General features: G+C 48.0%; 20 protein-coding genes. 12 read left to right on the forward strand and 8 right to left on the reverse strand.

The genetic code is table 11. From position 1 onward, the window contains the following. The first annotated feature begins 9 nt into the window (after window positions 1-9). Complete coding sequence (gene glyS / locus NGM44_RS06610; RefSeq protein ID WP_253222947.1) at window positions 10-2,076, forward strand: glycine--tRNA ligase subunit beta; 2,067 nt, start codon at window positions 10-12, stop codon at window positions 2,074-2,076. Window positions 2,077-2,445: 369 nt separating this feature from the next. Next, complete coding sequence (locus tag NGM44_RS06615) at window positions 2,446-2,799, forward strand: hypothetical protein (RefSeq protein WP_253222948.1); 354 nt, start codon at window positions 2,446-2,448, stop codon at window positions 2,797-2,799. Window positions 2,800-3,070: 271 nt separating this feature from the next. Here the strand turns inward: NGM44_RS06615 and upp are convergent, their stop codons facing one another. From upp to NGM44_RS06635, 4 genes are all read right to left on the reverse strand, one after another. Next, a complete protein-coding gene (gene upp / locus NGM44_RS06620; RefSeq protein ID WP_371923471.1) occupies window positions 3,071-3,715 on the reverse strand; it encodes a uracil phosphoribosyltransferase in 645 nt (214 codons plus the stop codon). A gap of 129 nt (window positions 3,716-3,844) precedes the next feature. Next, window positions 3,845-4,738, reverse strand: coding sequence for a 4-(cytidine 5'-diphospho)-2-C-methyl-D-erythritol kinase (gene ispE, locus NGM44_RS06625; RefSeq protein WP_253222949.1), 894 nt, complete (start codon window positions 4,736-4,738; stop codon window positions 3,845-3,847). A 10-nt stretch (window positions 4,739-4,748) separates the two neighbouring features. After that, window positions 4,749-5,321, reverse strand: a complete 573-nt coding sequence (gene lolB, locus NGM44_RS06630; protein WP_253222950.1) for a lipoprotein insertase outer membrane protein LolB — start codon at window positions 5,319-5,321, stop codon at window positions 4,749-4,751. A 41-nt stretch (window positions 5,322-5,362) separates the two neighbouring features. Further along, window positions 5,363-7,408 carry a hypothetical protein gene (locus tag NGM44_RS06635; protein ID WP_253222951.1) on the reverse strand — a complete coding sequence of 682 codons (2,046 nt, stop codon included), beginning with the start codon at window positions 7,406-7,408 and terminating at the stop codon, window positions 5,363-5,365. Between the two features lie 246 nt (window positions 7,409-7,654). Here NGM44_RS06635 and hemA point away from each other — a divergent pair, with 246 nt between their 5' ends. Both hemA and NGM44_RS06645 read left to right on the forward strand, forming a co-directional pair. After that, window positions 7,655-8,989: a glutamyl-tRNA reductase gene (gene hemA, locus NGM44_RS06640; protein WP_253222952.1), complete on the forward strand. Its 1,335-nt coding sequence runs from the start codon at window positions 7,655-7,657 to the stop codon at window positions 8,987-8,989. Window positions 8,990-9,142: 153 nt separating this feature from the next. Next, a complete protein-coding gene (locus NGM44_RS06645) occupies window positions 9,143-10,639 on the forward strand; it encodes an aminoacyl-histidine dipeptidase (protein WP_253222953.1) in 1,497 nt (498 codons plus the stop codon). Window positions 10,640-10,731: 92 nt separating this feature from the next. Here NGM44_RS06645 and NGM44_RS06650 read toward each other — a convergent pair whose 3' ends face one another. Together NGM44_RS06650 and NGM44_RS06655 are read right to left on the reverse strand one after the other, a co-directional pair. Continuing rightward, complete coding sequence (locus NGM44_RS06650) at window positions 10,732-11,862, reverse strand: aminotransferase class V-fold PLP-dependent enzyme (protein WP_253222954.1); 1,131 nt, start codon at window positions 11,860-11,862, stop codon at window positions 10,732-10,734. A 226-nt stretch (window positions 11,863-12,088) separates the two neighbouring features. Next, window positions 12,089-12,826: a dienelactone hydrolase family protein gene (locus NGM44_RS06655; protein WP_253222955.1), complete on the reverse strand. Its 738-nt coding sequence runs from the start codon at window positions 12,824-12,826 to the stop codon at window positions 12,089-12,091. Window positions 12,827-12,959: 133 nt separating this feature from the next. Between NGM44_RS06655 and NGM44_RS06660 the strand changes: the two genes are divergently transcribed. From NGM44_RS06660 to NGM44_RS06695, 8 genes are all read left to right on the forward strand, one after another. After that, on the forward strand, window positions 12,960-13,427 hold the full coding sequence (locus tag NGM44_RS06660) for a YcgN family cysteine cluster protein (protein ID WP_253222956.1): 468 nt from the start codon (window positions 12,960-12,962) through the stop codon (window positions 13,425-13,427). A gap of 151 nt (window positions 13,428-13,578) precedes the next feature. After that, on the forward strand, window positions 13,579-14,451 hold the full coding sequence (locus tag NGM44_RS06665) for an HlyC/CorC family transporter (protein WP_253222957.1): 873 nt from the start codon (window positions 13,579-13,581) through the stop codon (window positions 14,449-14,451). 538 nt (window positions 14,452-14,989) lie between these two features. Then, window positions 14,990-16,549 carry an apolipoprotein N-acyltransferase gene (gene lnt, locus NGM44_RS06670; protein ID WP_371923474.1) on the forward strand — a complete coding sequence of 520 codons (1,560 nt, stop codon included), beginning with the start codon at window positions 14,990-14,992 and terminating at the stop codon, window positions 16,547-16,549. Window positions 16,550-16,701: 152 nt separating this feature from the next. Continuing rightward, a complete protein-coding gene (locus tag NGM44_RS06675) occupies window positions 16,702-17,091 on the forward strand; it encodes a hypothetical protein (protein WP_253222958.1) in 390 nt (129 codons plus the stop codon). A gap of 102 nt (window positions 17,092-17,193) precedes the next feature. Further along, window positions 17,194-18,990: an aminopeptidase P family protein gene (locus tag NGM44_RS06680; protein ID WP_253222959.1), complete on the forward strand. Its 1,797-nt coding sequence runs from the start codon at window positions 17,194-17,196 to the stop codon at window positions 18,988-18,990. Between the two features lie 144 nt (window positions 18,991-19,134). Further along, a complete protein-coding gene (locus NGM44_RS06685) occupies window positions 19,135-19,656 on the forward strand; it encodes a hypothetical protein (protein WP_253222960.1) in 522 nt (173 codons plus the stop codon). Next, window positions 19,646-20,338, forward strand: a complete 693-nt coding sequence (locus NGM44_RS06690) for a nucleotidyl transferase AbiEii/AbiGii toxin family protein (RefSeq protein ID WP_253222961.1) — start codon at window positions 19,646-19,648, stop codon at window positions 20,336-20,338. Before NGM44_RS06685 ends, NGM44_RS06690 begins: the two co-directional genes overlap by 11 nt. Further along, the gene (locus NGM44_RS06695) at window positions 20,335-20,613 is read left to right on the forward strand and encodes a hypothetical protein (RefSeq protein WP_253222962.1); all 279 of its coding nucleotides are present in this window, start codon (window positions 20,335-20,337) and stop codon (window positions 20,611-20,613) included. Before NGM44_RS06690 ends, NGM44_RS06695 begins: the two co-directional genes overlap by 4 nt. Window positions 20,614-20,676: 63 nt before the next feature. Here NGM44_RS06695 and NGM44_RS06700 read toward each other — a convergent pair whose 3' ends face one another. Together NGM44_RS06700 and NGM44_RS06705 are read right to left on the reverse strand one after the other, a co-directional pair. Further along, complete coding sequence (locus tag NGM44_RS06700; protein ID WP_253222963.1) at window positions 20,677-22,071, reverse strand: anthranilate synthase component I family protein; 1,395 nt, start codon at window positions 22,069-22,071, stop codon at window positions 20,677-20,679. Window positions 22,072-22,089: 18 nt separating this feature from the next. Then, window positions 22,090-23,745 carry a hypothetical protein gene (locus NGM44_RS06705; RefSeq protein WP_253222964.1) on the reverse strand — a complete coding sequence of 552 codons (1,656 nt, stop codon included), beginning with the start codon at window positions 23,743-23,745 and terminating at the stop codon, window positions 22,090-22,092. Between the last annotated feature and the right edge of the window lie 55 nt (window positions 23,746-23,800).

Raw genomic sequence — 23,800 nt, forward strand, 5'->3', positions numbered from 1 at the left:
GGAAAAGCTATGACCACAATTCTATTTGAACTTGGCACCGAAGAGTTGCCACCAAAGAACTTAAAGACCTTGCGTGATGCCTTGACGGACAATGTCAAAGCCGCCTTGGATAGCCAAAATATCACTTATCAAGCGATTAAGCCTTTTGCTGCGCCACGCCGTCTAGCACTACAAATCGTCGGCATCAGCGACAAACAGCCTGACCGCACCGAACAAAAACGCGGCCCTGCCGTCAAAGCGGCTTTTGATGCTGATGGCAATCTGACCAAAGCAGGTCTTGGCTTTGCAAGCGGACTTGGCATCACCAAAGATGACATCATCACCATCAGCACCGACAAGGGCGACTATATCGGCTATGAATTGATGGTGCAAGGCAAGTCAACCACCGAGCTGTTGCCAGCTATTTTTCAAAAAGCCCTAGATGATTTGCCGATTGCCAAGCGTATGCGTTCAGGAGCGAGCAAAGAAGAATTCGTCCGCCCTGTGCAGTGGGTGGTGCTGATGGCGGATAATGCGGTGATTGACGCCACTATCCAAGGGCATAAGGCGGGCAATCTGACTCGTGGACATCGTTTCCATGCGCCTGATTTTGTTGAAATTAGTCATGCTGATGACTATGAATCTGTGCTACATAATACCAAAGTTATCGCTGATTTTGATAAGCGTCAAGCATCTATTAAAGAACAAGTCGCCAAGCTGTCTGATGAAGTCGGTGCGGTCGCCATCGTGCCTGATGAGCTGCTTGATGAAGTCACGGCGTTGGTGGATTTGCCGGTGGCACTACGGGCAAGCTTTGAAGAGCGTTTCTTGGCAGTGCCCCAAGAAGCCCTAATCAGCACCATGCAGGCGGATCAAAAGTATTTTTGCTTGACGGATATCAATGGTAAGCTATTACCTTACTTTGTATTTATTAGCAATATTGAAAGTAAAGATCCAAGCCAAGTGATTTTTGGCAACGAAAAAGTCGTACGCCCACGCCTATCAGATGCTGAATTTTTCTTTTTACAAGACCAAAAACAGCCGTTGTTTGCCCTGACCGAAAATCTAAAAAATCGTATTTTCCAAGACAAGCTTGGCACGATTTGGGAAAAATCAGAGCGTATCGCAAGCTTGGCTGCGATGATTGCCATCCACATTGGTGCTGATTCTGAGCACGCTATCCGTGCGGCACATTTGTCAAAATGCGACCTTGCCAGTACGCTCGTTGGTGAGTTCCCTGAGCTACAAGGCGTGGCAGGTACTTACTATGCTCGCCTAAATAACGAGCCATCGGCGGTGGCGGATGCCATCGAAGAGCAATATTTGCCAAAATTTGCCGGTGATAAACTGCCTGCGACTGACATTGGCACGGCTCTTGCTTTGGCAGATCGTATTGATACGCTGGTGGGGATTTTTGGTATCGGCGAGATTCCAACAGGCTCAAAAGATCCATTCAGCTTGCGTCGTGCATCGATTGGTGTACTGCGGATTTTGATTGAAAAACGCCTAAATCTGAATCTATCAGAACTAATCAAACAAGCCTTGGCAAATTATGGCGATAAGCTTGAAAATCCTGCCAAGACTTTTGATGAAGTCAGTGAATTCATCAACGCGCGCTATCGTGCGATGTATGAAGATCAAGGCGTGGCGGTCGATACCATTCAAGCGGTACAAGCGATGCACATCGATGTGCCGATGGATTTTGATGATCGCATTCGTGCAGTGCAGGTGTTCAGAAGCTTGCCGCAGGCGGGTATTTTGGCAGAGAATAACAAGCGCGTTGCCAATATCCTTGCCAAGGCAGATGTCACGGTGAGCGATGCGGTTGATGAGTCGGTGCTGGTTGAATCTGCCGAAAAAGCCTTGTTTGATGCGGTGAAATCTGCCCAAAATGCTGTCGCACCGCTGCAAGCTGCCGCTGATTATCAGGCGATTTTGACCACTTTGGTAAGTTTATCTGAACCATTAAAAGCCTTCTTCGATGATGTGATGGTCAATAGCGATGATGCCAAGCTGAAAGCAAATCGCCTAGCGCTACTACAACAAGTGCGAAATCTGTTTATGTTGGTGGCGGATATTAGCTTGCTACAGGGTTAATCATTTAAATACAAAAATACCATCAGTGAATCGCACCCCAAAAGTTAGACAGCCTTTGGGGTGTTTTTCTTTGGTATGCCAAAGGATTGTCTAATGTGGATGGATAAGCATTGAATAGGTTCTGCAATCAATAGAAATGCTGTAGAAGTCGTCATCACCACTGGATTTGCACAGTGATGATCGATAGATAACAATCGAATAATTGTATGATATTTTTAAATAATTATTATGATAACAAAGGGTGGGTTTAAAAAATAATACCTGCAAGAATTGCCCCTAATTTGGTGCGGGTTTTTTGATTTCTAAGTGGCTGTGCGGGTTGTGAACTTATGTACAACATATGGACGACAGGGCAAAAATGATGCTATTATGTACATTGATGATAGTAAATTAAATTCTTACAGTCGTGAAGAGTTGGAGAAAGTAAAAATGGCAATTGATATTACAAAAGTATTGCATGATGTGGAAATGGTTAGAAAACAACTTGAAATGGATATACAGCGATACGAAAATGAGCGGATGGAAAGACAAGCCCAATTGGATGCTGAAGCTGAAGAACGCAAGGTAAGAGTTGCCAAAATGCAAGCTGAAATTGATGAGGCTATCAAGACAACAAAACATCGCCCATCAACATCTGTCATTGTAGCATCTATTGCTTGTTTTGGTAGTATCGTGATCGCATTGATTGCAGCGGTTACATTTTGGCTAACAAATCCAGTTTAACCATAAATAAAACGCCGTCTATATCAGTATTAATTTGGCAAGTTAAAACTGATTGTATTACCTTTTTGTTTTCTAAGTGACCCATGCGGTTGTGAACGATGCGATAACTCGTACGCATCTATAGTCGTTCGATGGTAAAGTGAATATCGCATATCCGCATTGCTCAACAAGTCAAAACGGTCGCCTAGATATCGGAAGTCTCAATGATGTGCCGAATAAAAAAGCGTAGGTTGTCTTATCATCAACCTACGCTTGATATCTTAAAAGCGTTTTACAACTGCTTTGTACCAAAAATCTTATCACCTGCATCACCAAGCCCTGGGATGATATAGCCATCTTCATTCAGGTGGCTGTCTAGGGCAGCGGTGTAGATTTTCACATCAGGATGTGCAGCATTGACCGCGCGCACGCCTTCAGGGGCGGCGACCAGCACAAGTGCTTTGATGTTGGTGCAGCCGTGCTTTTTGAGCATATCAATGGTTGCGACCATGCTGCCGCCTGTGGCAAGCATCGGATCTAGGATCAGCGCAGGGCGTTTTTCGATGTCATTGACAAATTTCTCAAAAAACGGCACAGGCTCAAGCGTCTCTTCATCGCGCTGCAAGCCCACCACAGAAATCTTAGCGGTCGGCAGCAAATCAAGCACACCATCAAGCATGCCCAAGCCTGCGCGCAAAATCGGCACGACGGTCACGGTCTTGCCCTTGATCTGCTCGCCTGTGATCTCACCACACCAGCCTTGCATGGCGAAGCTTTCGATCTCAAAATCACGGCTGGCTTCATACGCCATCAGGCGACCCAGCTCATTGGTCAGCGTGCGAAATTTATAAGTACTGCTGTCTTTTTCGCGCATCAAAGACAGCTTGTGGCGCACCAAAGGGTGGTCAATCACATGAATGTTCAAGTCGGTGGTCATAAAAATACCTTAATTTATCGTTATCAATCTGAAAACTAGGCACAGATTTACGCCGCCATGATACCAATTTTTGGCGAAAATTTCATCTACTTCTTGGTAAAAATCACAGCAAAAAGACCAAACCGCGCTTTATTCACCGTATAAGCTGACTGCGACGACACTCGGACAAGGTGATGATAGTTGCCAAGCGGTCAAAGTTGCATCATCGATCTCATCACCAATTGGCAAAAATACCGTGCTGCCCGTGCCGCTCATGCGTGCGGTCGTGCCTGTTTGCGTCCCAAGTGTGCGCAGATAACTCATCGCAGCGGCAACTTCTGCTGAATCGCTCAGAGCAATTGGCTCAAAAACATTTGTAAAATCAGCAGTTTGTACCATGCCATATTCAGCATAACGCTCATCGATACGATCTAGCAGTGGGCAGTTTTTTTGTAGCTTAGGGTGGCTAAAATAGTGCGCGGTGGCAAGGTGTGCATGGGGCAAAAGCAGCAAATAGCGCGCTGCCGGCAGATGCAAGGGGGTAAGTTTATCGCCAATTCCCATCGCCAAGGCATCGCATTGTTTCATTTGGCTAAAAATAAAAAACGGCACATCTGCACCAAGACTTGCGCCGATATTCACCAGTGTATCACAGTCTAAATCCAATGCCCATAGTGTATTGACCGCAAGTAAAGTGGCTGCGCAGTTGCTTGAGCCGCCGCCCAATCCTGCGCCGGTGGGGATTTTTTTGTCCAGATGGATGGCAATCGGTTTGGCTTGATTAGGGCATTGTGCCGCCAATGTTTGCAAGGCTTTGACGATCAAATTATCATCAATATCATCGGTCAGTGTATCTGCGCCTGTCAGTGTCACCAGTGGCGTATCGTCCGTGATGGTATCGGGATTGATAAGCTCAAAACTCAACTCATCGCCAAAATCAATAGCGCGAAATACGCTTTGTAAATCATGGTAACCATCATCACGCTTGGCGGTGATATGTAAGAATAAGTTAAGTTTGGCTGGAGAAAATACAGTCATCTGCATGGCGCACCCGCTACTGATGATTGATGGTCATGACCACGCGATGACCGTCGGTGTGGGTGATGTGCAGGCGGTTTGGCTGATTTTTGCTGTTGTATTTAAAATTGGCAGTCCACGCGCCATTGATTGCAGTGGCTAGGCGACCTTGAGCATCACGGGTATGTGCGCTGTCGCTTGGAGCGGGGCGTGCGACGATCCAGTAAGGCAGCTGCGAGATTGGCGCTTGCCAGCCTGTAGCACTGTATAATAATTCATCAGGATTGGCTGCGCTGATAGTGCCTGTGCGTTCGCTGTTGAGCGTTGCGACTTTGCCATCGTAGCTGATGTCGGTAGTACCGATGCCGAGTGCACCTGTTAAGTTAATATTAAAATGCTCGCCTTCTTGCGCCCATGCATAAAAGGCACTGCCGCCTTGTGCGCCTGTATCGGTCTGTGTGGTGATACCGATTTTACCTGAGATATGAAAACGAATGGGCGCGTCTGCTACAGATGCTATGCTTGTATTGGGTTTGACAGCCTGCGTGGTGGCACAAGCTGATAGTAGTAAGCTGCTGACAGCCAACGCGGCTAAGGCGAATTTTTTCATAAAAATCCTTGAGTAAATAATGGCTAATTAATAAGATAAGATTAATAAATCTGACTGTCTGTGCTGTTTGCTTGACCGACGCCAAAACGCGTCTGCAGATCAGCAAGTAAGCTTGTGACCATTTGGGTATCACCCAAACCTTGATAAGCGCGCAGCAGTACAATGCCTACATCAAGCGTCGGCATGACATCGTATGGTGCTTGCAGATAGTCGATGACGGTGTCGTATTGCTGATTGGCAAGGGCGGCATTGGCAAGCGCCAACAAGGCATCAAGCTGACGCTGGCTGTCGTATTCAGGATCATCGAAGCTGATGTTACTGATGCGTTCGGCGATTTCTAGCGCGTCTTTGTCGTACGAGTCTTGGCTTAGGCGGAACTTGGCATCGGCAAGCTGATAGTCGGGATTAAACTCATCAATCTCAAGCAGCTTGGCGATGGCTTGGCGTTTGTCTTCAGGCTCAAGTTCATCTTCTAAGAGCTTAAAGCTGGCATAAAGTAGGCGATCGTCATTGGGATAATCGCGGTTAGCGATGGTGAGTAAGTCCTTGGCGTGCGCCTTATCGCCTTGGCTTAGATAAATCTCAGCTTGCAGGATGTAGCTGTCTGGCGCATAGCTTTCGAGCTCATCACGCAGTCGCGTCAGTGTCGCGATGGCAGCATCGATGTTGTTTTCTGCCAAATAAAATCCCACCACTTTGGTGCGCGCATCTAGAACATTTTCATAATGCGTCACTTGCTCATAGTGGCGGCGCGCGTTTTGGATGTCGCCCAGTCGCTCATAGCCGATGCCCATATAATAATGCGCTTGACTGGCAAGGGTTGGATGTTCAAGCAATGGCTCAAGCACGCTGATGGCATCGACATAGCGCGCGCTATCAAGCCCAACCAAGCCTGATAATAGGCGAATGTCAGGATCGTTGGTGTTTTTATTGGCTTGGGCAAGCAGTGTCCATGCGCGCGACAGCTCTCCTTTTTCGATCAGATAGCGGATCTCGTACAAGTACAGATCTTTTTCTTTGGGCAGCTGTTTGCGCATTTTATGCAGATAAGTCCACAGCTCATCCATGCGATTGCTTGCGCGTAAGATGTCCAGTTTGAGCGTGATAAAGGCAAGATTTTTCGGCTCAAGACTCAAGGCTTGATTGACATGAAGACGCGCGGCGTCGTATTCATTTAGCCCCATCAAGATACCCGCGCGCAGCACTGAGATCGACGCGTTATTTTGTCCAAGGTCTTGTAAGGCGTACAACAGCGCGCGCTTGTCATCGGGATTGGTTGGGATAATGCCGTTTAGGATTTGCCCCAGATCTGCTCGCGGATCATAGTGCAAAATCATCGAAATCATGCTGGCTGCTTGATTGTATTCACCGGCTTTGAGCGCCAAATGCGTGACATAGAACCATGCAGGAATGTGCTCAGGGTTGGCGTCTTGCCAAGCAGTGGCAAAGGCAAGTGAATCGGCAGGCTGCTCAAATTCGATGGACAAGCTTAACGCACGCTCAAAGACGCTCGTGGCATTATCCTTAAAAGACTCTGCTTTATAAATGGTCAAAGCACGCTCAACATCACCGCGATCGGCAGCAAATTCAGCGTCCAATAACGCATATAAATCAGGCGTATCAAGCATCGGTAGTGTATCGCCTGCCACGAGTGTATCGCTCAATAAAATAGCAGGCACATCAGGGTGTGCGGTATCGCTAAAAGCGTGTTTGGGCGCAGCTTGTGGCGCATCTGTATTAAGCGTATCAAACGCATCATCGCCTGTATCGGGCACGGCAAGCACCGCTTCTTCATCGTGCGTGGCGGTGTCGGCGTGCGTGGCGGTGTCGGCGTGTGTGTCGGTGGTCGCAGCTGTATCAGGCGTGCTATCAGCTTTTGGTGTTGCGACAGGGTTATAAAAAGGTAAAAGAACTTTTAATAAAGGATCAAAGACATTGGCGTGCACAGCAGGGACAAAGGCAACCGCGCCAACGGCAATCAGCATAACTGCCAGTGGTCTTTTGGCAAAGCGCGACGCCTTGCCTGATGCGTGGGCAGTCAGTGCATGGGTGAGATCACGGTTGTGTGCGTGCCAAAATTTTTTCATCACTGGGCAACTTATCAAATCAATCAACCTATTATAAAAGGATTTTTGATAAGTGCAAATAAAACTTGATCAAACCCTGCCAAATGCCATCATTTTTTAACAAATGTACACCAATGATACAATATTGCGTCAAACTGCGTAAAAACTCGGTAATTTTGCCGTGAAAATTTGTACCCCAAGTTATAAAGCTGTTATAATACCCTGTTTATTTCGCTTATTTTGCACCATCTGTTTTCGGGTTTTGTTATGAAGCTTGCCGTTATCGGAGTCAATCACAAGACTGCCCCTGTTGAATTGAGGGAGCGGCTGTCGTTCGGCTCGGATATGGGGCAGGCGATCAGCGAGCTGTCCGCGCAGGTCAATGGCTGCACCATCGTCTCGACTTGTAATCGCAGTGAGCTGTATTTTGGCATTGATGATCACAGCTTGACTGATGAAGGGGACGATGATGCCCAATCATCAAAAACCCTGCAGGCGATCGGGCAGTGGCTTGCGGATTTTAAAAACATCGACTTTGAGCAGATCGCGCCTTATCTGTACATCTATGAAGATGACCGCGCGCTCAATCACTGGCTGCGTGTGGCGGCAGGGCTTGATTCGATGATCTTGGGCGAACCGCAGATTTTGGGGCAGATTCGTCAAGCGGTGGCGGTGTCGCGCGAGCATGGTGGTGTGAGCAGTGAATTTGGCTGGCTGACCCAGCAGGTATTTGCCGCTGCGCGCACGGTGCGCCGTGATACTAAGGTTGGTGCGCAGGCGGTGACTTTGGGCTTTGCGACAGCCAAGCTTGCCACGCAGATTTTTGATAATCCCAGCGATTGTACTTTTTTACTTGTCGCAGCAGGTGAGATGAACCGCCTTGTGGTGCATAATGTCGCCGCTTTGGGCGTCAAAAAAATCATCATCGTCAATCGCAGCCCTGAGCGTGCGCAAACCTTGGCAGATGAACTGGCTGAGATGGCAAAGGCTGCCAATCGCGCGCTTGAGCTTGAGATCGTTGGGCTTGATAAACTTAGCGATGTCTTGCCAAAAGCCGATATCGTCAGCAGCTGCAGCGGCAGTATGCAGGCGCTGATCAGCTTTGATATGGTAAAAAATGCCCTAAAAATCCGCCGTCATCAGCCGATGCTGTTGGTGGATTTGGCAGTGCCGCGCGACATTGAGCCTGCGGTGGGTAAGCTTGATGATGTGTATCTGTATTCGGTCGATGATCTGCAGACGGTGATTGCGGGCAATATCGCTGAGCGCAAGCAGGCGGCGGTGGAAGCAGAATTGCTCGTTGGGCAATTGGTCGCAAAAATCACTGAGCAAATGCAAGTGCAGACCGCACGCACGCAGATCAAGGAGTATCGTGCGGTGGCGGATGCGCACCGTGAGCGACTGCTTGCTAAGGCGATGGCGCGGATTGAAGATGGCGAAGATACTAAGATGGTGCTTGAGACTTTTGCCCACGAGCTTAGCCAAGCGTTAATGCACAGCCCATCGCGGCTGATTCGCCACAGCGCACAGCACAGCGACGCACAGACACTTGAGATGGTCGCGCAGACACTGATTCACAGTTATCGAGATAAACAGGTATAGGGCTTATACCTGTTTTTTGTTGGTGCGGTTTTGTGATATTGTCAATTCTATCGAGCAATCCTTCATGGATGTTTGCTAAACAACTTGGGCGCACATACCCAATCTGCTACAATACAGCTCATTACTCCATAGATATGACAATCAGGATGCCCCATGACCTTTCACTTATCTGCTTATGAAGAAAATTTAGCCGTCGTTAAGGATTTTAACCCATCGCTTTTGTGGCGATGGTTTGCGCGCATCAGTGCCACGCCACACCCAAGCTATCACGAAGAAGCGCTTGCTAATGACATCATCGCTTGGGCGACATCAAAAAACCTTGTCGCCCACCGCGATAGCGTCGGCAATGTCATCATCAAAAAACCCGCCAGTAAAGGCTATGAAAATCGCCCAACCATCGCCTTGCAAGCGCATCTGGACATGGTGCCACAAGCCAATGCCGATACCGCACATGACTTTGCCACCGATCCCATTCGCCTGCGTATCAATCCTGATGATGATGCGTGGCTGATGGCGACAGGCACGACACTTGGCGCGGATAATGGCATTGGCATGGCAAGCTGCCTTGCGGTGCTGGAAGATGACTGCCTAAGCCATCCGCCGCTTGAAGTGCTTTTGACCATGACCGAAGAGACTGGCATGGTGGGTGTATTTGGGCTGCAGCCGCATACTTTAGATGCGACGATGATGATTAATACCGACACTGAAGAGATTGGTGAAGTATATATTGGCTGCGCTGGCGGTATTGATGCAGATATTAGCCTGCCGCTGACTTGGCAAGCTGCGACAGATACTGCGGTACAAATCAGTATCAAAGGACTGCGCGGCGGGCATTCAGGCATTGATATTCATAAGAATCGCGGTAATGCCATTAAGATATTGGGGCGTGTTTTGGCGGTGCTGCAGGCGCAATTTGCCGATAAATTCAGCCTAAGCACTATTACAGGCGGCACGCTGCGTAATGCCATTCCCCGCGAAGCCAGTATCATCATCAGCTGCGCGCCAGATGCTGCCGATGCCATCATTGCCAAAGCAGAACAAACATTTGCCACCATCGCGACCGAGATGGCAGGAGTTGAGCCAAATTTCACTGCTGAAGCCGCTTTGTGTGCGCCGACCGCTCAGACACTCAGCACAGACAGCAGCCGCACCGCTATTCATCTGATCAATGCCTTGCCAAGTGGTGTGGTGCGCCATAGCGATGTCGTGGCAGATACGGTTGAGACTTCTTTGTCCTTTGGCAAGCTTGCCATCAAAGATGATCAGCTTGAATGCACCTTATTGATCCGTTCTTTGATCGAATCGGGAAAAATGGCGGTTTGTGATACCTTGCAAAGCATCGCGACATTGGCAGATGCGACCATCACGCTTGATGGCAGCTATGTCGGTTGGACACCTGATACCGACTCTGCCATCACCGCGACCACCATGAAATTATATACCCAAATCCTAGGTCATGCACCCGACATCAAGGTCATTCACGCAGGACTAGAATGCGGACTGATCAAGACCAGCCATCCACAGCTTGACATCGTCTCCATCGGCCCTACCATCAAAAATGCCCACTCGCCTGACGAAATGGTGCATATCGACTCGGTGGCGACTTATTGGACGTTATTGACACAGATTTTGGCAAGTGTTGGCGATTGAGTGATAGATATAAATTGATCAAAATTTCTAAAAAAAACAAAAACCGCTCATGGTAACTTCATCAACCATGAGCGGTTTTATATTTTTTAAAATCAGCCAAACACTTGATCAGCAGCTTTGGCAAATCGTGCGACCGTGCCATCGACATCGACAAGTTTATCTAGACCAAATAAGCCAATACGGAATGATTTATAATCGCTTGGTTCATCGACTTGTAGCGGTGTACCGGCGGCAATCTGCACGCCAGCTGCTGCAAATGCCGCGCCCTTATGCACATCATCGCTTGGTGCATGGCAGACCACCACGCCGAATGCTTGCGCTGATGGCGCAGCGACGCTTTGGATGCCTTTGTCATTGAGCACTGCTAGGATGGCTTGACCCAGTTTGATTTGATTGGACTTTAAGACATCGTAGCCGACATCACGCGCTTCAAATAAGGTATCTCTAAGCTGCTTAAGTCCATCAGTTGGCATGGTGGCATGATAAGCATGACCGCCATTTTCATAAGCGATCATGATATTAAGCCAAGCTTTTAAATCCAGTGCAAAGCTTGATGGCGTGCTTGCTAGTACCGCTTGCTTGGCAGCTTCAGATAACATCACAAGTCCTGCGCAAGGTGTGCTTGATAAGCCTTTTTGTGGTGCAGACAGCAGCACATCGATGCCAAGCGCCTGCATATCCAGCCAAATGCAGCCCGATGCGATGCAGTCAATGGCAAGCAGGCCGCCCACTTCATGTACCGCGTCACCCAAAGCGCGGATATAGTCATCTGACAGCATCATGCCCGATGCAGTCTCGACATGCGGTGCAAAGACGATTTGTGGCTTGTGCTTGCGAATATAATCCGTCACCGCAGCGATGTCAGCTGGGCGAAATTGCACCGCACCATCGACCATCTCTTGATCAGCCTTAAAGACTTCCACTGATTTGGCGACGCGTGTGGCATCCAAAATCTGCGTCCAACGATAGCTGAACCAGCCATTACGCACCACCACGCAGTCCTTGCCATCTGCCAAAGCGCGCGCCACCGCTTCCATGCCTGAAGTACCAGAACCAGGGACGATTGCCACCGCATCTGCGCGGTACAATGCCTTTAATTCACTGGATAAATCAGTCATCACTGCTCGAAACTGCGCCGACATATGATTGAGCGCGCGGTCGGTATAGACCACCGAATATTCAAGCAAACCATCAGGATCGATATCGTGTCGTAATGCAGGCATGGCGTTCTCCTTGTGTGCCAAAATGTGTCATTCCAACACTGTAGCAAGTCATCGACAAAAAATCAAGCAATCAATAGGTCATATAATGGTTATTTAGATGGGAAATGATAACAGTGGGTAAAGATGGCAGGTGAACAGTGGCTCATTTTTTTAACACTACTCAATCCACCAAATAAAAAACAGCCGCAAATTTCATGCGGCTGTTTGCTATTATAGATGATAAATCTTACAAACTCTCTTTCATAAACTGCACCATCTTATCCCAACTTGCCTTGGCAGCATCGGCATGATAGCCTAAGTCCACGCTATTTTCACGAGCGCGGTCATCGGCGTGTGGATTGCTAAAGCCGTGCTTGGCACCTTCATAGACATCGATTTCATGGCTGACTTTGGCAGCGGTCAGCTCATTACGCAGACCATCGATGGCAACCATCGGCACCATACTGTCAGCAGCACCATGAGCGACGAGTACTTTGGCGGTGAATTTACCTTCGCTGGCAGGGGTGATCGGCGTTGGGTTGCCATGGAAAGTGGCGACGGCTTTGAGCGGCGTGCCTAGGCGTGCCATGTCCAGAGCGATTTTGCCACCAAAACAAAAGCCTGCAATGCCAATGCGTGTGCCATCGACCTGTGGCAATGACGCCACCGCATCAAAAATCACTCGGCAGCGATTCATCAGCTCATCAGAATTTTCAAGCATTTGTGTCATCCATTCGTTGGCTTGATGCGCATCGGTGGTCATTTTGCCATCGCCATAGATGTCCATCACTACCGCCACGAAGCCTTCATTGGCCAAGCGTTCGGCGACTGTCTTTGGATGTTCGACCACACCCCACCACTCAGGTGCGACGAGTACGGCAGGCGATGTGCTATCAGTCGGTGTATCTATCGGCATGGCGACATAACTGTGCAGGGCAGTGCCATCTGGTGCGGTGGTGGTGAGTGTCGTAGTGCTGATTGTCATGATGCTTATCCTTAATATAAACCAAAAATTCACGGATGTGATAGGGATAACTTAACAAGGGATTTTGGGCAAGTCAAGCGGTTTTTTGGATGGATTTAGGGTACAATAGACACTTTGATGACAACCAATGATTATGATGACAGACAATCAACTTCGCCCACGATTTTGGGAGACTTATTCGCTTAATGAGCTGACCGACGATGAGTGGGAAGCGCTGTGCGATGGCTGTGGCGTGTGCTGTTTGGTGAAGTTTTTGGATGATGACGATGTCCGCTACACTGAGTACACCGATGTGGCGTGCCAACTACTTGACTGCACGACAGGACATTGCTCAGATTATGCCAATCGCCAAAAGACAGTGCCTGACTGCATTCGCTTAACCGCAGCTGATTTGCCCAATATGCTGTGGCTGCCCAGACATTGTGCGTACAAGCGGCTGTATTTGGGGCAGAAGCTGCCACCGTGGCATAAGCTATTACACGACGGCATTCATCATAAAGCAGGCTTTGCCAAGGTCTCAGCTGCACGCCGCTGCGTCAGTGAAATTGGCTTATCGGACGAGACAATCGAGACGCGCATCGTAAAATGGGTGAAGATTTGAAAAATCACCAAAAGCCACTTGAATAATTGGTCGCGATACGCTAAATTGTACAAAAACGATGCGTCTAACTGTGGTCGCTCAGGAAGAGTTGCCAAAAATACGATGTATTATTAAGATTTATAACACAATACGAGGTTAAATTATACCGCTGATGTCTGATGACAATTCGAGTAGTTGGTCAATGCGTGGGCTTAAGCGTTGGTTATCCACCGCGCCTGAGACACGAGATGATTTGTTAAAATTGGTACAGGATTCTCGCCAATTTTTAGAGCCGGATACGGTCGATATGCTAGAAGGGGTGTTGGATTTACCCGCCACCCAAGTCCGTGAAATCATGACGCCACGCCCGCAGGTACACGCTGTGGCGAGCGACGATGATTTATCCGACATCCTATCGGTGGTGCTTGAGACCGAGCATTCTCGCTATCCTGTGTTTGATAGCCTTGATGACAATGCGGTGCTGGGGATTTTGCTTGTCAAAGACTTAATCCCACTACTTAAGGCCAAAGCTGAAGGTGTAGATTTACCCCTAAAGCTTGCCGACATCGTGCGCAAACCTTTGTATATCAGTGAAACGGCGCGTTCTGATACGCTGCTGCGCTCATTACAAAAAGCTCAAGTGCATATGGCGATCGTCGTCGATGAATTTGGTTCGGTGTCAGGTGTGGTGACGATGGAAGATTTGCTCGAAGAGATCGTCGGTGACATTGTCGATGAGCATGATGACATCGATGAAGACAGCGATATCAATAATATCGTGCCACATCCTGATAAAGCAGGCGTGTGGCTTGTGCAGGCGGCGACTTTGATCAGTGACTGTAATGAAGTCTTGGGCAGTCAATTTGATGATGCGGATGTCGATACCATGGGCGGTCTTGTGATGCAGGCTTTGGGCTTTGTCAGTCATCTGGAAGGTGCGGTGGTGCAGATTGATGATTGGCAAATCACCGTCGTCGATGTCGAAGGGCGATTCATTCATCTGCTGGAACTTGAGCTTGTGCCACAAGCAAGCAGCGAAGAATAGCCAAATAAATCTAAAAAGCCAAAGCGTGTGCGTTTTGGCTTTTTTGTTGATGGTTATTTGCATAAGACCCCTCCCAACCTCCCTCTTGAAAAGGGGGAGGGGCCGCTCTTTTTTTGCTTTGGTTTGAAATATAAACCCCTTCTTCTTTATCGCCGCAAGAAAGTAGCATCTATTCTTAATTCAGTTTTGCAAGGTGTAGCTCCCTCCCCTTAATTAAGGGGAGGGCTGGGGGTGGAGTTTGGTAAAAAAGAGATATTTTTATTGATAATTTATATCAGTTAAGATAATGAATTGGGTGTGGCATCCGCACTATTTTACCGAAGATGATTGATTTTGATGACAAAACTTGCAAAGGTTTTTGTAAAATTGATACATTGGGTATTTTCATGGTGCGTATAACGCACCCTATGGCTATTTTTAAATCCAACCCATAAACCAAATTTACCCAATATTCCCCAAATCCAGCACGGCTGTCGCCAAATCACCCAAAATCTGCTAAACTACCGCCTTTATCATTTGAACCAAAAATCCTTGCCTTATGAGCCAAACCATCAGTCACGCACCACTTCGGGGGCGTAAGCCTGCCACCGCCAAAACTTTTCCACTAAGCCTTGCCATGCTTATTGCCTTGATCGCAGGGCTTGGATTTAGTCTATCGCTTGCACCTTATTATCTGTATCCGATCGCCATCATCTCGCCGATGGTGCTGTACGCACTTTTGATCGGTACGGACAGTGCCAAGCGTGCGTTTTGGATTGGTGAAGCTTATGGCTTTGGCACTTGGGCGGTGGGGGCGTTTTGGCTATATACATCGATTCATGAATATGGAGCAGTGCCATCGTGGGCGGCGTATATCCTGATTGGCTTGATGGCGTTGATCATGGGCTTATTTCATGCGGTGATGTCGTGGGCGTTTGTACGCTTTACGGCGCGGCAGCCGTTGGCATTTGCCGGGTTTTGGGTGGTGCAAGAGTGGGCGAAAACTTGGCTTTTGACTGGTTTTCCATGGCTGTTTGTTGGTTATGCGTTCACCGAAGTGACTTGGCTGAACGGACTTGCGCCGATTACAGGTGTGTTTGGCTTATCGTTTTTGGCGGTGCTGTTTGGCGCAGCGACCATTGAGCTGTTTCGGCATAAGGGCAGCTATATGCTGATCAGTGGTGTTTTGACCGCCATCGCTGCCATGACTAGCCTTGCCAATATCACATGGACGACGCCGACAGGTAAGAGTACGAGCGTGTCTTTGGTGCAGGGCAATATTCCACAAGATCTGAAGTGGCTTGCTGAATACCAAATGCAGACACTTGGCATCTATGCAGAGCTGTCACAGTCGGAGTGGGGACGTGATATCGTCATCTGGCCAGAAGCTGCCATTCCACTACTACAAGATGATGCATGGCCGTTTATCGCTCAAGTGGCAAATCATGCTTATGAGTCAAACAGTGCTTGGGTGACAGGCGTGCCATATCGTGAAATCCATCAAGACGGTGCAGGCGTGGATTTGTACAATAGCGTCATGGCATTTGATGATACCCAAGCAGGCGTGTACAAAAAACAGCGATTGGTGCCATTTGGCGAGTACATTCCCTTTGGTGGCGTGCTTGATATTTTGCCAAATCTGGCAGGTATGCAAACTGTCCAAGGCTTTAGCCGTGGTAGCGATACGCAGTCACCACTGATTGCCAATGGCGAGCAGATGGGCTTGGCGATCTGTTATGAAGTGGCGTATCCTGATACCACACGCCGTAATGCCATCGGTACAGACTTTTTATTGACTGTGTCAAATGATGCTTGGTTTGGCACATCAGCAGGTCCGATGCAGCATCTACAGATGGTGCAGATGCGTAGTCTTGAGACAGGGCGGTATTTTGTGCGAGCGACCAATAACGGCGTGACAGCCATCATCAATGACAAAGGGCAAGTCATCTCAAGTCTGCCACAGTTTGAACGAGCTGTCCTGCGTGGTGATGTGCCAAGTATGACAGGCAAGACGCCTTATATGGCGTTGGGTGCGTATCCGATTTTATTCTTATCGGCGTTATTAATTATCCTAAGTGCGATTGCTAAGCATTATAGCAAGCCTGCACACCGCCGCTGATTGTATTCGTAATCAATGGGCGAAATTGTGAAAATAATTCCATAATTGTAAAAAGGAAATGTACAAAAAGCCACAATTTGGTATATAATAGAGAAAATTTATTTCTGAAACGCTCAGATTGACCCAATTAAATAGATTTAGGCAGGTGACTTATGGCACATGATGCTTCACAAAACAACCCAGTAAAAGAATCGGTAACGGCACTTGTTGGTATTGTGCTATTGCTTGTGATGATTGGCGGTATCGCGATCTCTGCATGGCTGCGTCCTGCAGGCGAGCATCAGCCAGCTGAGACACCTGCTGCCGAAGCGCCAGCAGAACAAGCAGCTCCAACAGCTGAAGCAACCGCAGAACAAGCTGCACCTGCAGATGCTACCGCAACTGCTGAAGCGCAAGCGACCGACGCTGCACCAGCTGAGCAAGCAGCCACCGATGCAGCTGCAACTGAAACAGCACCTGCTGCTGATGCACAAGCTGACGCTCCAGCTACTGAAGCAACCACAGAACAAGCTCCAGCTGCTACTGAAGAAGCCAAAAAATAATTTTTTTGGATAATAAAAAGCTCTTAACATGGTTAAGGGCTTTTTTGTTATGGGACTATCCTGTGCTAAAATACGATAAATTTAGTTTAATAGGACAAAATAATGAATGATTCGGTGCAAATTCGTCGTGAGCGTCTGGCTGCTGCGCGTGCTTTGATGGCGGCGCATGGTGTGGATGCCTTGATTATCCCATCGGCTGATCCGCATATGTCAGAATATCTACCTGTGTATTGGCAGGGTCGTGCGTGGCTGTCTGGCTTTACAGGCTCGGTCGGCACTTTGGTAATTACCCAAGATTTTGCAGGGCTATGGACGGACAGTCGCTATTGGGTACAAGCACCAATGCAGCTTGAAGGCACGGGGATTGAGTTGCAAAAAATGCAGCGTCACAGCCCATCGCATTCAGCATTTTTGGCTGAGCGTCTGCCAGCAGGCGCGACTGTCGCCATTGATGGTGCGGTCTTGTCTGTCAATGACTGTGATACGCTAAAGGCAGCATTTGCTGATAAAAATATTCAGCTTGTCACGACGCTGGATTTGCTTGCTCAGATTTGGACAGACCGCCCAACTCTGCCTGCTGAGCCGATTTATGAGCATCCAAGTCAGTTTGTTGATACCACCGCCACTGAGAAACTTGCCAAAGTGCGCGCGGCGATGGCAGAAAAAGGTGCGACGGCACACCTAATCAGCAGCCTTGATGATGTTGCGTGGTTGGTTAATCTGCGTGGCAGTGATGTTGAATACAATCCTGTGTTTTTGTCGCACCTATTAATCACTGCAGATACGGCGACTTTATTTGTTGATCAAAATAAACTCAATGATGAGATTAAGCAGGGATTGGCAAATGCAGGCATTGCGACCGCGGACTATGTGGCAGTCATCGATGCTGTGGCAGGCGTGCAAGGCACTTTATTAATCGATCCTTCGCGCATGGCTGTCGGCACTTTGGTCAAGCTTAGCCATGATGTCACCACCGTGTATGCGATCAATCCAAGCACGCTGTTAAAAGCCATCAAATCGGATGCAGATATTGAGCATATCCGTGAAGCGATGCGTCAAGATGGTGCGGCTTTGTGCGAGTTTTTCTCAGAGTTTGAAGCAAAGCTTGCCAAGGGTGAGAAGGTGACTGAACTGGATGTCGATCGTATGCTCAACGAAGCTCGCAGCCGTCAGCCGCATCATATTTCGCCAAGCTTTGGCACGATTGCAGGTTACAGGGGTAACGGGGCGATTGTCCATTATTCAGCCACCGAAGATAATTTTGCTACCATCGAAGGTGATGGCTTGCTACTGATTGACTCAGGGGCACAGTATTATAACGGCACCACCGATATCACGCGTATGGCAAGCTGTGGCATTGTCAGCGATGACGAAAAGCGTGATGTGACTTATGTGCTCAAAGCACACATTGGACTTGCCAATGCCCACTTCCCAGAAGGACTGCCATCAGGTCAGATTGATGTGTTGGCTCGTATCCATCTATGGCAACAAGGCTTGGATTATGGTCATGGCACAGGCCATGGTGTGGGCTACTTTATGAATGTCCACGAAGGCCCACAAGTCATCTCAGTACACGCACCAGCCACCGCCGAGCGTGTGCTGAAGCGTGGCATGATCACGACCAATGAGCCAGGACTGTATCGTGAAGGCAAATGGGGTATCCGCCTAGAAAACTGCGTCGTACACGTGCCAGCACATGAGACTGAGTTTGGGACTTTCTTGAAGTTTGATGACTTGACCTTGTGCCCGTTTGATACGCGTCTGATTTTGCCAGAGCTATTGACCACCGAAGAAAAAGCATGGCTGAACAGCTACCATCAGCGTGTCCATGATGAGCTGATCGACCGTGTCTCAGGCGATGCTAAGGCGTGGTTGATTGAACGCACCAAAGCGGTGTGATTGGATAGATTCAAGCTGATTGAATGGCAAAAGCTCCATCGGGTGATGGGGCTTTTTTGTGGTGATGTCATCGAAAAAGGCAAAATTCACCAAGTGATTTTTTTTGATATAATTTAAAAAAACAAACAAAAACCAGTAGGGTTTATGCTTTACGAAGAATTATCCAAATTCCACTATTCGCCATCGCTGTATATCAGTGGCTTTAGAGCGTTAAATACGCAAGACTATGAGCGCAACACAGGCGATTGGCATAATGTTGAAACTTGGTTTCATCCAAAATCACGGATTAAACGCTACAATATAGTTGGCATCGGCCAAGAGTTAGATACCGTGCCGTATTTGGGCAGTATTGGCGTTTTTGAGAGCAGTGGAGTATTTGCAAAAATGGGCATTCCCAAATTTGCTGATACGGTGTACTGTGCAACCCATGCCAGAGCGATTGCTGATTTGGTGATTGCTGAAGCGTTTTTTGCCACGCCGTATCATGGCGCAAAGTTATTTAGAAAAATGCAACTTACTGATTTTGATGATTTTATGAGTACGCCAGCGGATAAACAGCGAGTATATGATTTATTACAAATCGCCATACCAAAGCTACCAAAGGCACAATCAGACCATGTGTCTGCATGGCTAAGGCTCGCCAAGGACAAAAATTATGATGTATAATCAGCAAACGCACACAGAATTAATGCTTGCAGTATTGGCAAAAATCCAAGATAAGCCATTGATTCTAAAGGGCGGAACGGCATTGATGTTGTGCTATGGCCTTGACCGTTTTTCAGAAGATTTGGATTTTGACATTCAGGGTGATTTTGTTGGCAAGGGCACGATTAACCTTGTTCATACGCTAAAATCTGTCACGGGACAAAATTTTGAAGTGCTTGATGTGATTATCAAAAAAGACACGCCAACTGTCACCAGATATATGCTAAGATACCATGACAGGCGTGAAAATCAGCATACAGCTTTGAAAATTGAAACATCTTACCGAACGCCAAACCATGATTATACCATCATCAATGGTCTCAAAACAGCAAAAATCCAAGATATTGCAGCGTTTAAAATCAACTGCGTGCTTGATGCACAACATGACAGCCGAACCAAAGCTAGAGATTTATATGCGACCAATTTTATCATCAGAGAATTTGCTGATGACATCTCGGTGGATATTCTCAAGCGATTGGCGGATTTGGATATTGACCAATTAAGTTCACGCTATGCTTCAGCATTTTGTGAAGATGAGTTTCTTAATGATAAGACGGATGTCGATTCTGTGGTTCTTGAATTACAACAAAATGCACAAAGGGCATTTGACCACAAAACTAAAGCGTCTGGAGCGGATATATGAAAACAGGTGAAAAGACTTATTTTGATTTGGATGTTGTCCAATTGGCTGGTAGTATTCTAGGTGTATTATTGGATGATATTGAGCATCTGCCCTGTGCTGATGAGTTTAATCAATGGATTTATGGTTCGACGCTTGGCGTGGGTGCTAATGGCGAACGGGTAGTGTATTTGCACGATTGGGAGTTTTTCGCTCGCCGCTATTTAAATGGTCAGCCTGCCAAAAGTTATCTTGAGATTCAAGGCGAAGTCATGAAACAACTATTCTCATCCAAATAATCAAAATAGCCAAAGCCAACATCCAACATTGTGATTGATTAGCAACCCGCTTGTTGGTAAAGCTCACCCATCCGCCAAAGTCTTTAAAATCATCCCAACTTTATCCATACATTCTTGATATTCATCATCGACTTGTGAACGGATGGTGATACCGCCACCTGCCCAGACACTGATGCCATCGGCATTGGCTTGGATGGTGCGAATCAGCACATTAAACTGCCCCGTCCCATCAAAATTCAAATAACCCATGCTGCCACAATACGCACCACGCGGCGCACTTTCTAGTTCAAAAATCATCTCACAAGCGCGTTTTTTGGGAGCGCCAGTGATAGAGCCTGCCGGCAATGAGCCGAACAGCACGGCAAGCGGATGGCTGTCGGCATTGAGCTTGGCGGTGATGGTGCTGACCATGTGATGCACATTGCTAAAGCTTTCGATGGCGAATTTCATAGGCGTTTTGACGCTGCCGATTTCGGCATATTTACCCAAATCATTGCGCAAAAGATCCACAATCATCAGATTTTCGCTGATGTCTTTTTGGCTGGTGGCAAGCGCTTGTTTGTACTGTTCATCAAGTACAGGATCGCTTGCACGGGGGCGCGTACCTTTGATGGGTTTGGTGATGATATGGATAGAGTTATTTTGTTTATAAAAAGTAAAAAATAGCTCAGGCGATACCGATAATAATTCAAAATCCCCCACTTGTAAAAATCCTGCAAATGGCGCTTGGCTTGCACTCATAAGATTGGGCAAGTGTGCGGATAATTTACCTGATTTGGCGGCAAGCCATGCTTGGGTGAGATTGATCTGATAGCCATCACCTGCCAGCAGATAGGCTTGTGCTTTTTCAAAGGCGGCTTGATAGTCATCTTTTGACCAGATAGGGGCAAGAGATAGCGGTTCAGCTTTTGGCAAGGCTTGATTTTGCAAGGTGTTTAACTCATTGATCAGGGTATTAAGAGTAATATCATCATCTTGACAGATCAGCACAAAGCCGCACTTGCCATCTTGGGCGACAGGCTTAAGATAAATATCATAATGCCCAAAAAAACTGGCAGGCTGATCAGATTTTAACTCAATTTCATCATTCAATGCATGGGCTGCGATGTCATACCCGACAAAGCCCATCAAGCCATGCTGATAGCCGCAAGCCTGATCAGATGAGTTGTGATTGGCTTGTTTTTCGCTGTATTTGCTTAATTTATCTAATAGATCATGATAGCTACTTGGCAAGTGCTGCTGAGTATAAGCCAAATCTGCTTGCCGCTGCATCATCGTCAGCGTCCATGATTTGCCCTGTGTATCATCCGCTGATAATCGCCAACTGACCTTGGGTAAAATACCAATCACAGGCTGATGATCATCATTTAAAAAACACGCTTGCCAATCAGGATGATGATCGGCAATCAGTGTGGTCAGTGCAGCAGCCGTCAGCGTGCTTGAGATGGTGATATTCATGCGAAATCTTATTTTCAATTACCAAAAATCCACACTGCGGACAATCACAGGATGATCGCTGCTGATGGTGACAGCGGTGATGGTGCGGTTTTGGGCAGCTTTTGGCAAATTAACCTGCACCGTGCCAAGCCGATACATGCCGCTGTCATGCTCGCTTGCGCGCTCAATTAAGGCAGGATCGGTAGGATCAAGTGTAAGGCTCACCGCATTGCCATCGTCAAGCGCAAGGGTGATATCCACCGTCGTGCCTTTGTCGCCATGACTGCCTGTTGGTGCGATTTGTAAGGCAAGGGCGGTTGCGCCTTGGATGTTGGTGGTGGCTTTGGCAGCGTTACTTAGATATGCCACAGGGGTGATGGCTTGCACCACGCCCATCTCAGGCTCAGGGCAAGCAGGCATGATGGCGGAGGCTGGATTCATCGGATCGCTGTAGGCGCAATATTTAACACCGTCTGAATCGCCGAAATCTTTGGCATCAATAAAGCCTTTGCTCTGTGCACTTAAAGCAAGCCAACGCGCAGGATAGCCTGCAACGGTTTTGGGCAAGGCTTGATGTGGCTTGGTTGGTAGGGTGCTGTCTTTGCCTTGGATAGTTGCGCCAAACCAATCATCAACTGCCGTAAGCAGCATCTTCTCGTGTGCCTTGTCATCATGACAAGTGATGATATCGCAGCCACGGCGATCGTCCATCTTAGCTTGCACTGCCGTGCGATTGATCGACATATGCCCAAAGCCAGATAATTCCACCGTACTGGCAGCGGTCTGTCTTGGCGTGGTGGTGTAGTGCGACAGCCACAGATTTGCCGACGCGCCGACATCGGTATCTAGGCTGCCGACGATGGCAAGATAAGGAATGTCTTGTGGTGCAGGCGAAATATCAGCCAACTCAAAAGTCTCATATGATGGCGCATAAGCAAAGATACTCTTAATATTATCTTTACCAAATACCTGCTCAGCCGCTGTCGTCATTTGCCCTGAGCGCGAATGCAAGAATAAGCCCACGGTGGTAAAATCCACCGCAGCCACAGGCGTGCCAAAGTGCTTATCATCTGCCGCCGCAGCTTTTAGCTCATCGCGAAAACGGCTGACGATGTCTTGCCATAGCTTAGGCTGATCATAAGGTTCGGTGACGCCAAGCCCGATAAAAGCAGGGCTAAGGTCAGGAATGATCACCGTATAACCTTGCGCGGCAAGATGTTCGCCAAGGTACTGCATCCCATGATCGAAGCGCAATTCTGCCACGCCATCATGACAAGGAAAGCGCGCATCCATATCAGCGCAGTTCGGTGCGCGCAGATGACTTAGGACGATTAGCGGCGTCGGCGTGGTAGCCTTGTTTGGCGTGATGATCAGACCGCGAATGGGCGCAGCATATTTGCCGATGGTGGCATTGCCAAAATCGACCGCGATGGTTGTCGCCTTACCATCTTGGCTTGTGCTGATGGCGGTTGGGGCAAGTGCGCGATCGGCAGCAGCTTTTGGACCTGTGGCGAATTCTTCGCTCATCTCGCCGCCCGTCTCAGTATTGGCGGTATTTTGGCTTGTGGTGTTGGTGCTTTCGGCTGCAGGTGCTGTAGCTGTCTTGTCAGCTTGTTTATCTTGACAAGCGGCAAGGGCAAGGCATAGCGTGCTTAGGGTGAATAATTTTACAAAAGGGCGCGTGGTCAGTGTCATAAGTCGATTTTGATAAAAATAAACGGATATTGTAAAGCAATGCGTGAAAAAACGA

The organism is Moraxella sp. FZFQ2102 (genome assembly GCF_024137865.1).
Taxonomy (GTDB): Bacteria; Pseudomonadota; Gammaproteobacteria; order Pseudomonadales; family Moraxellaceae; genus Moraxella.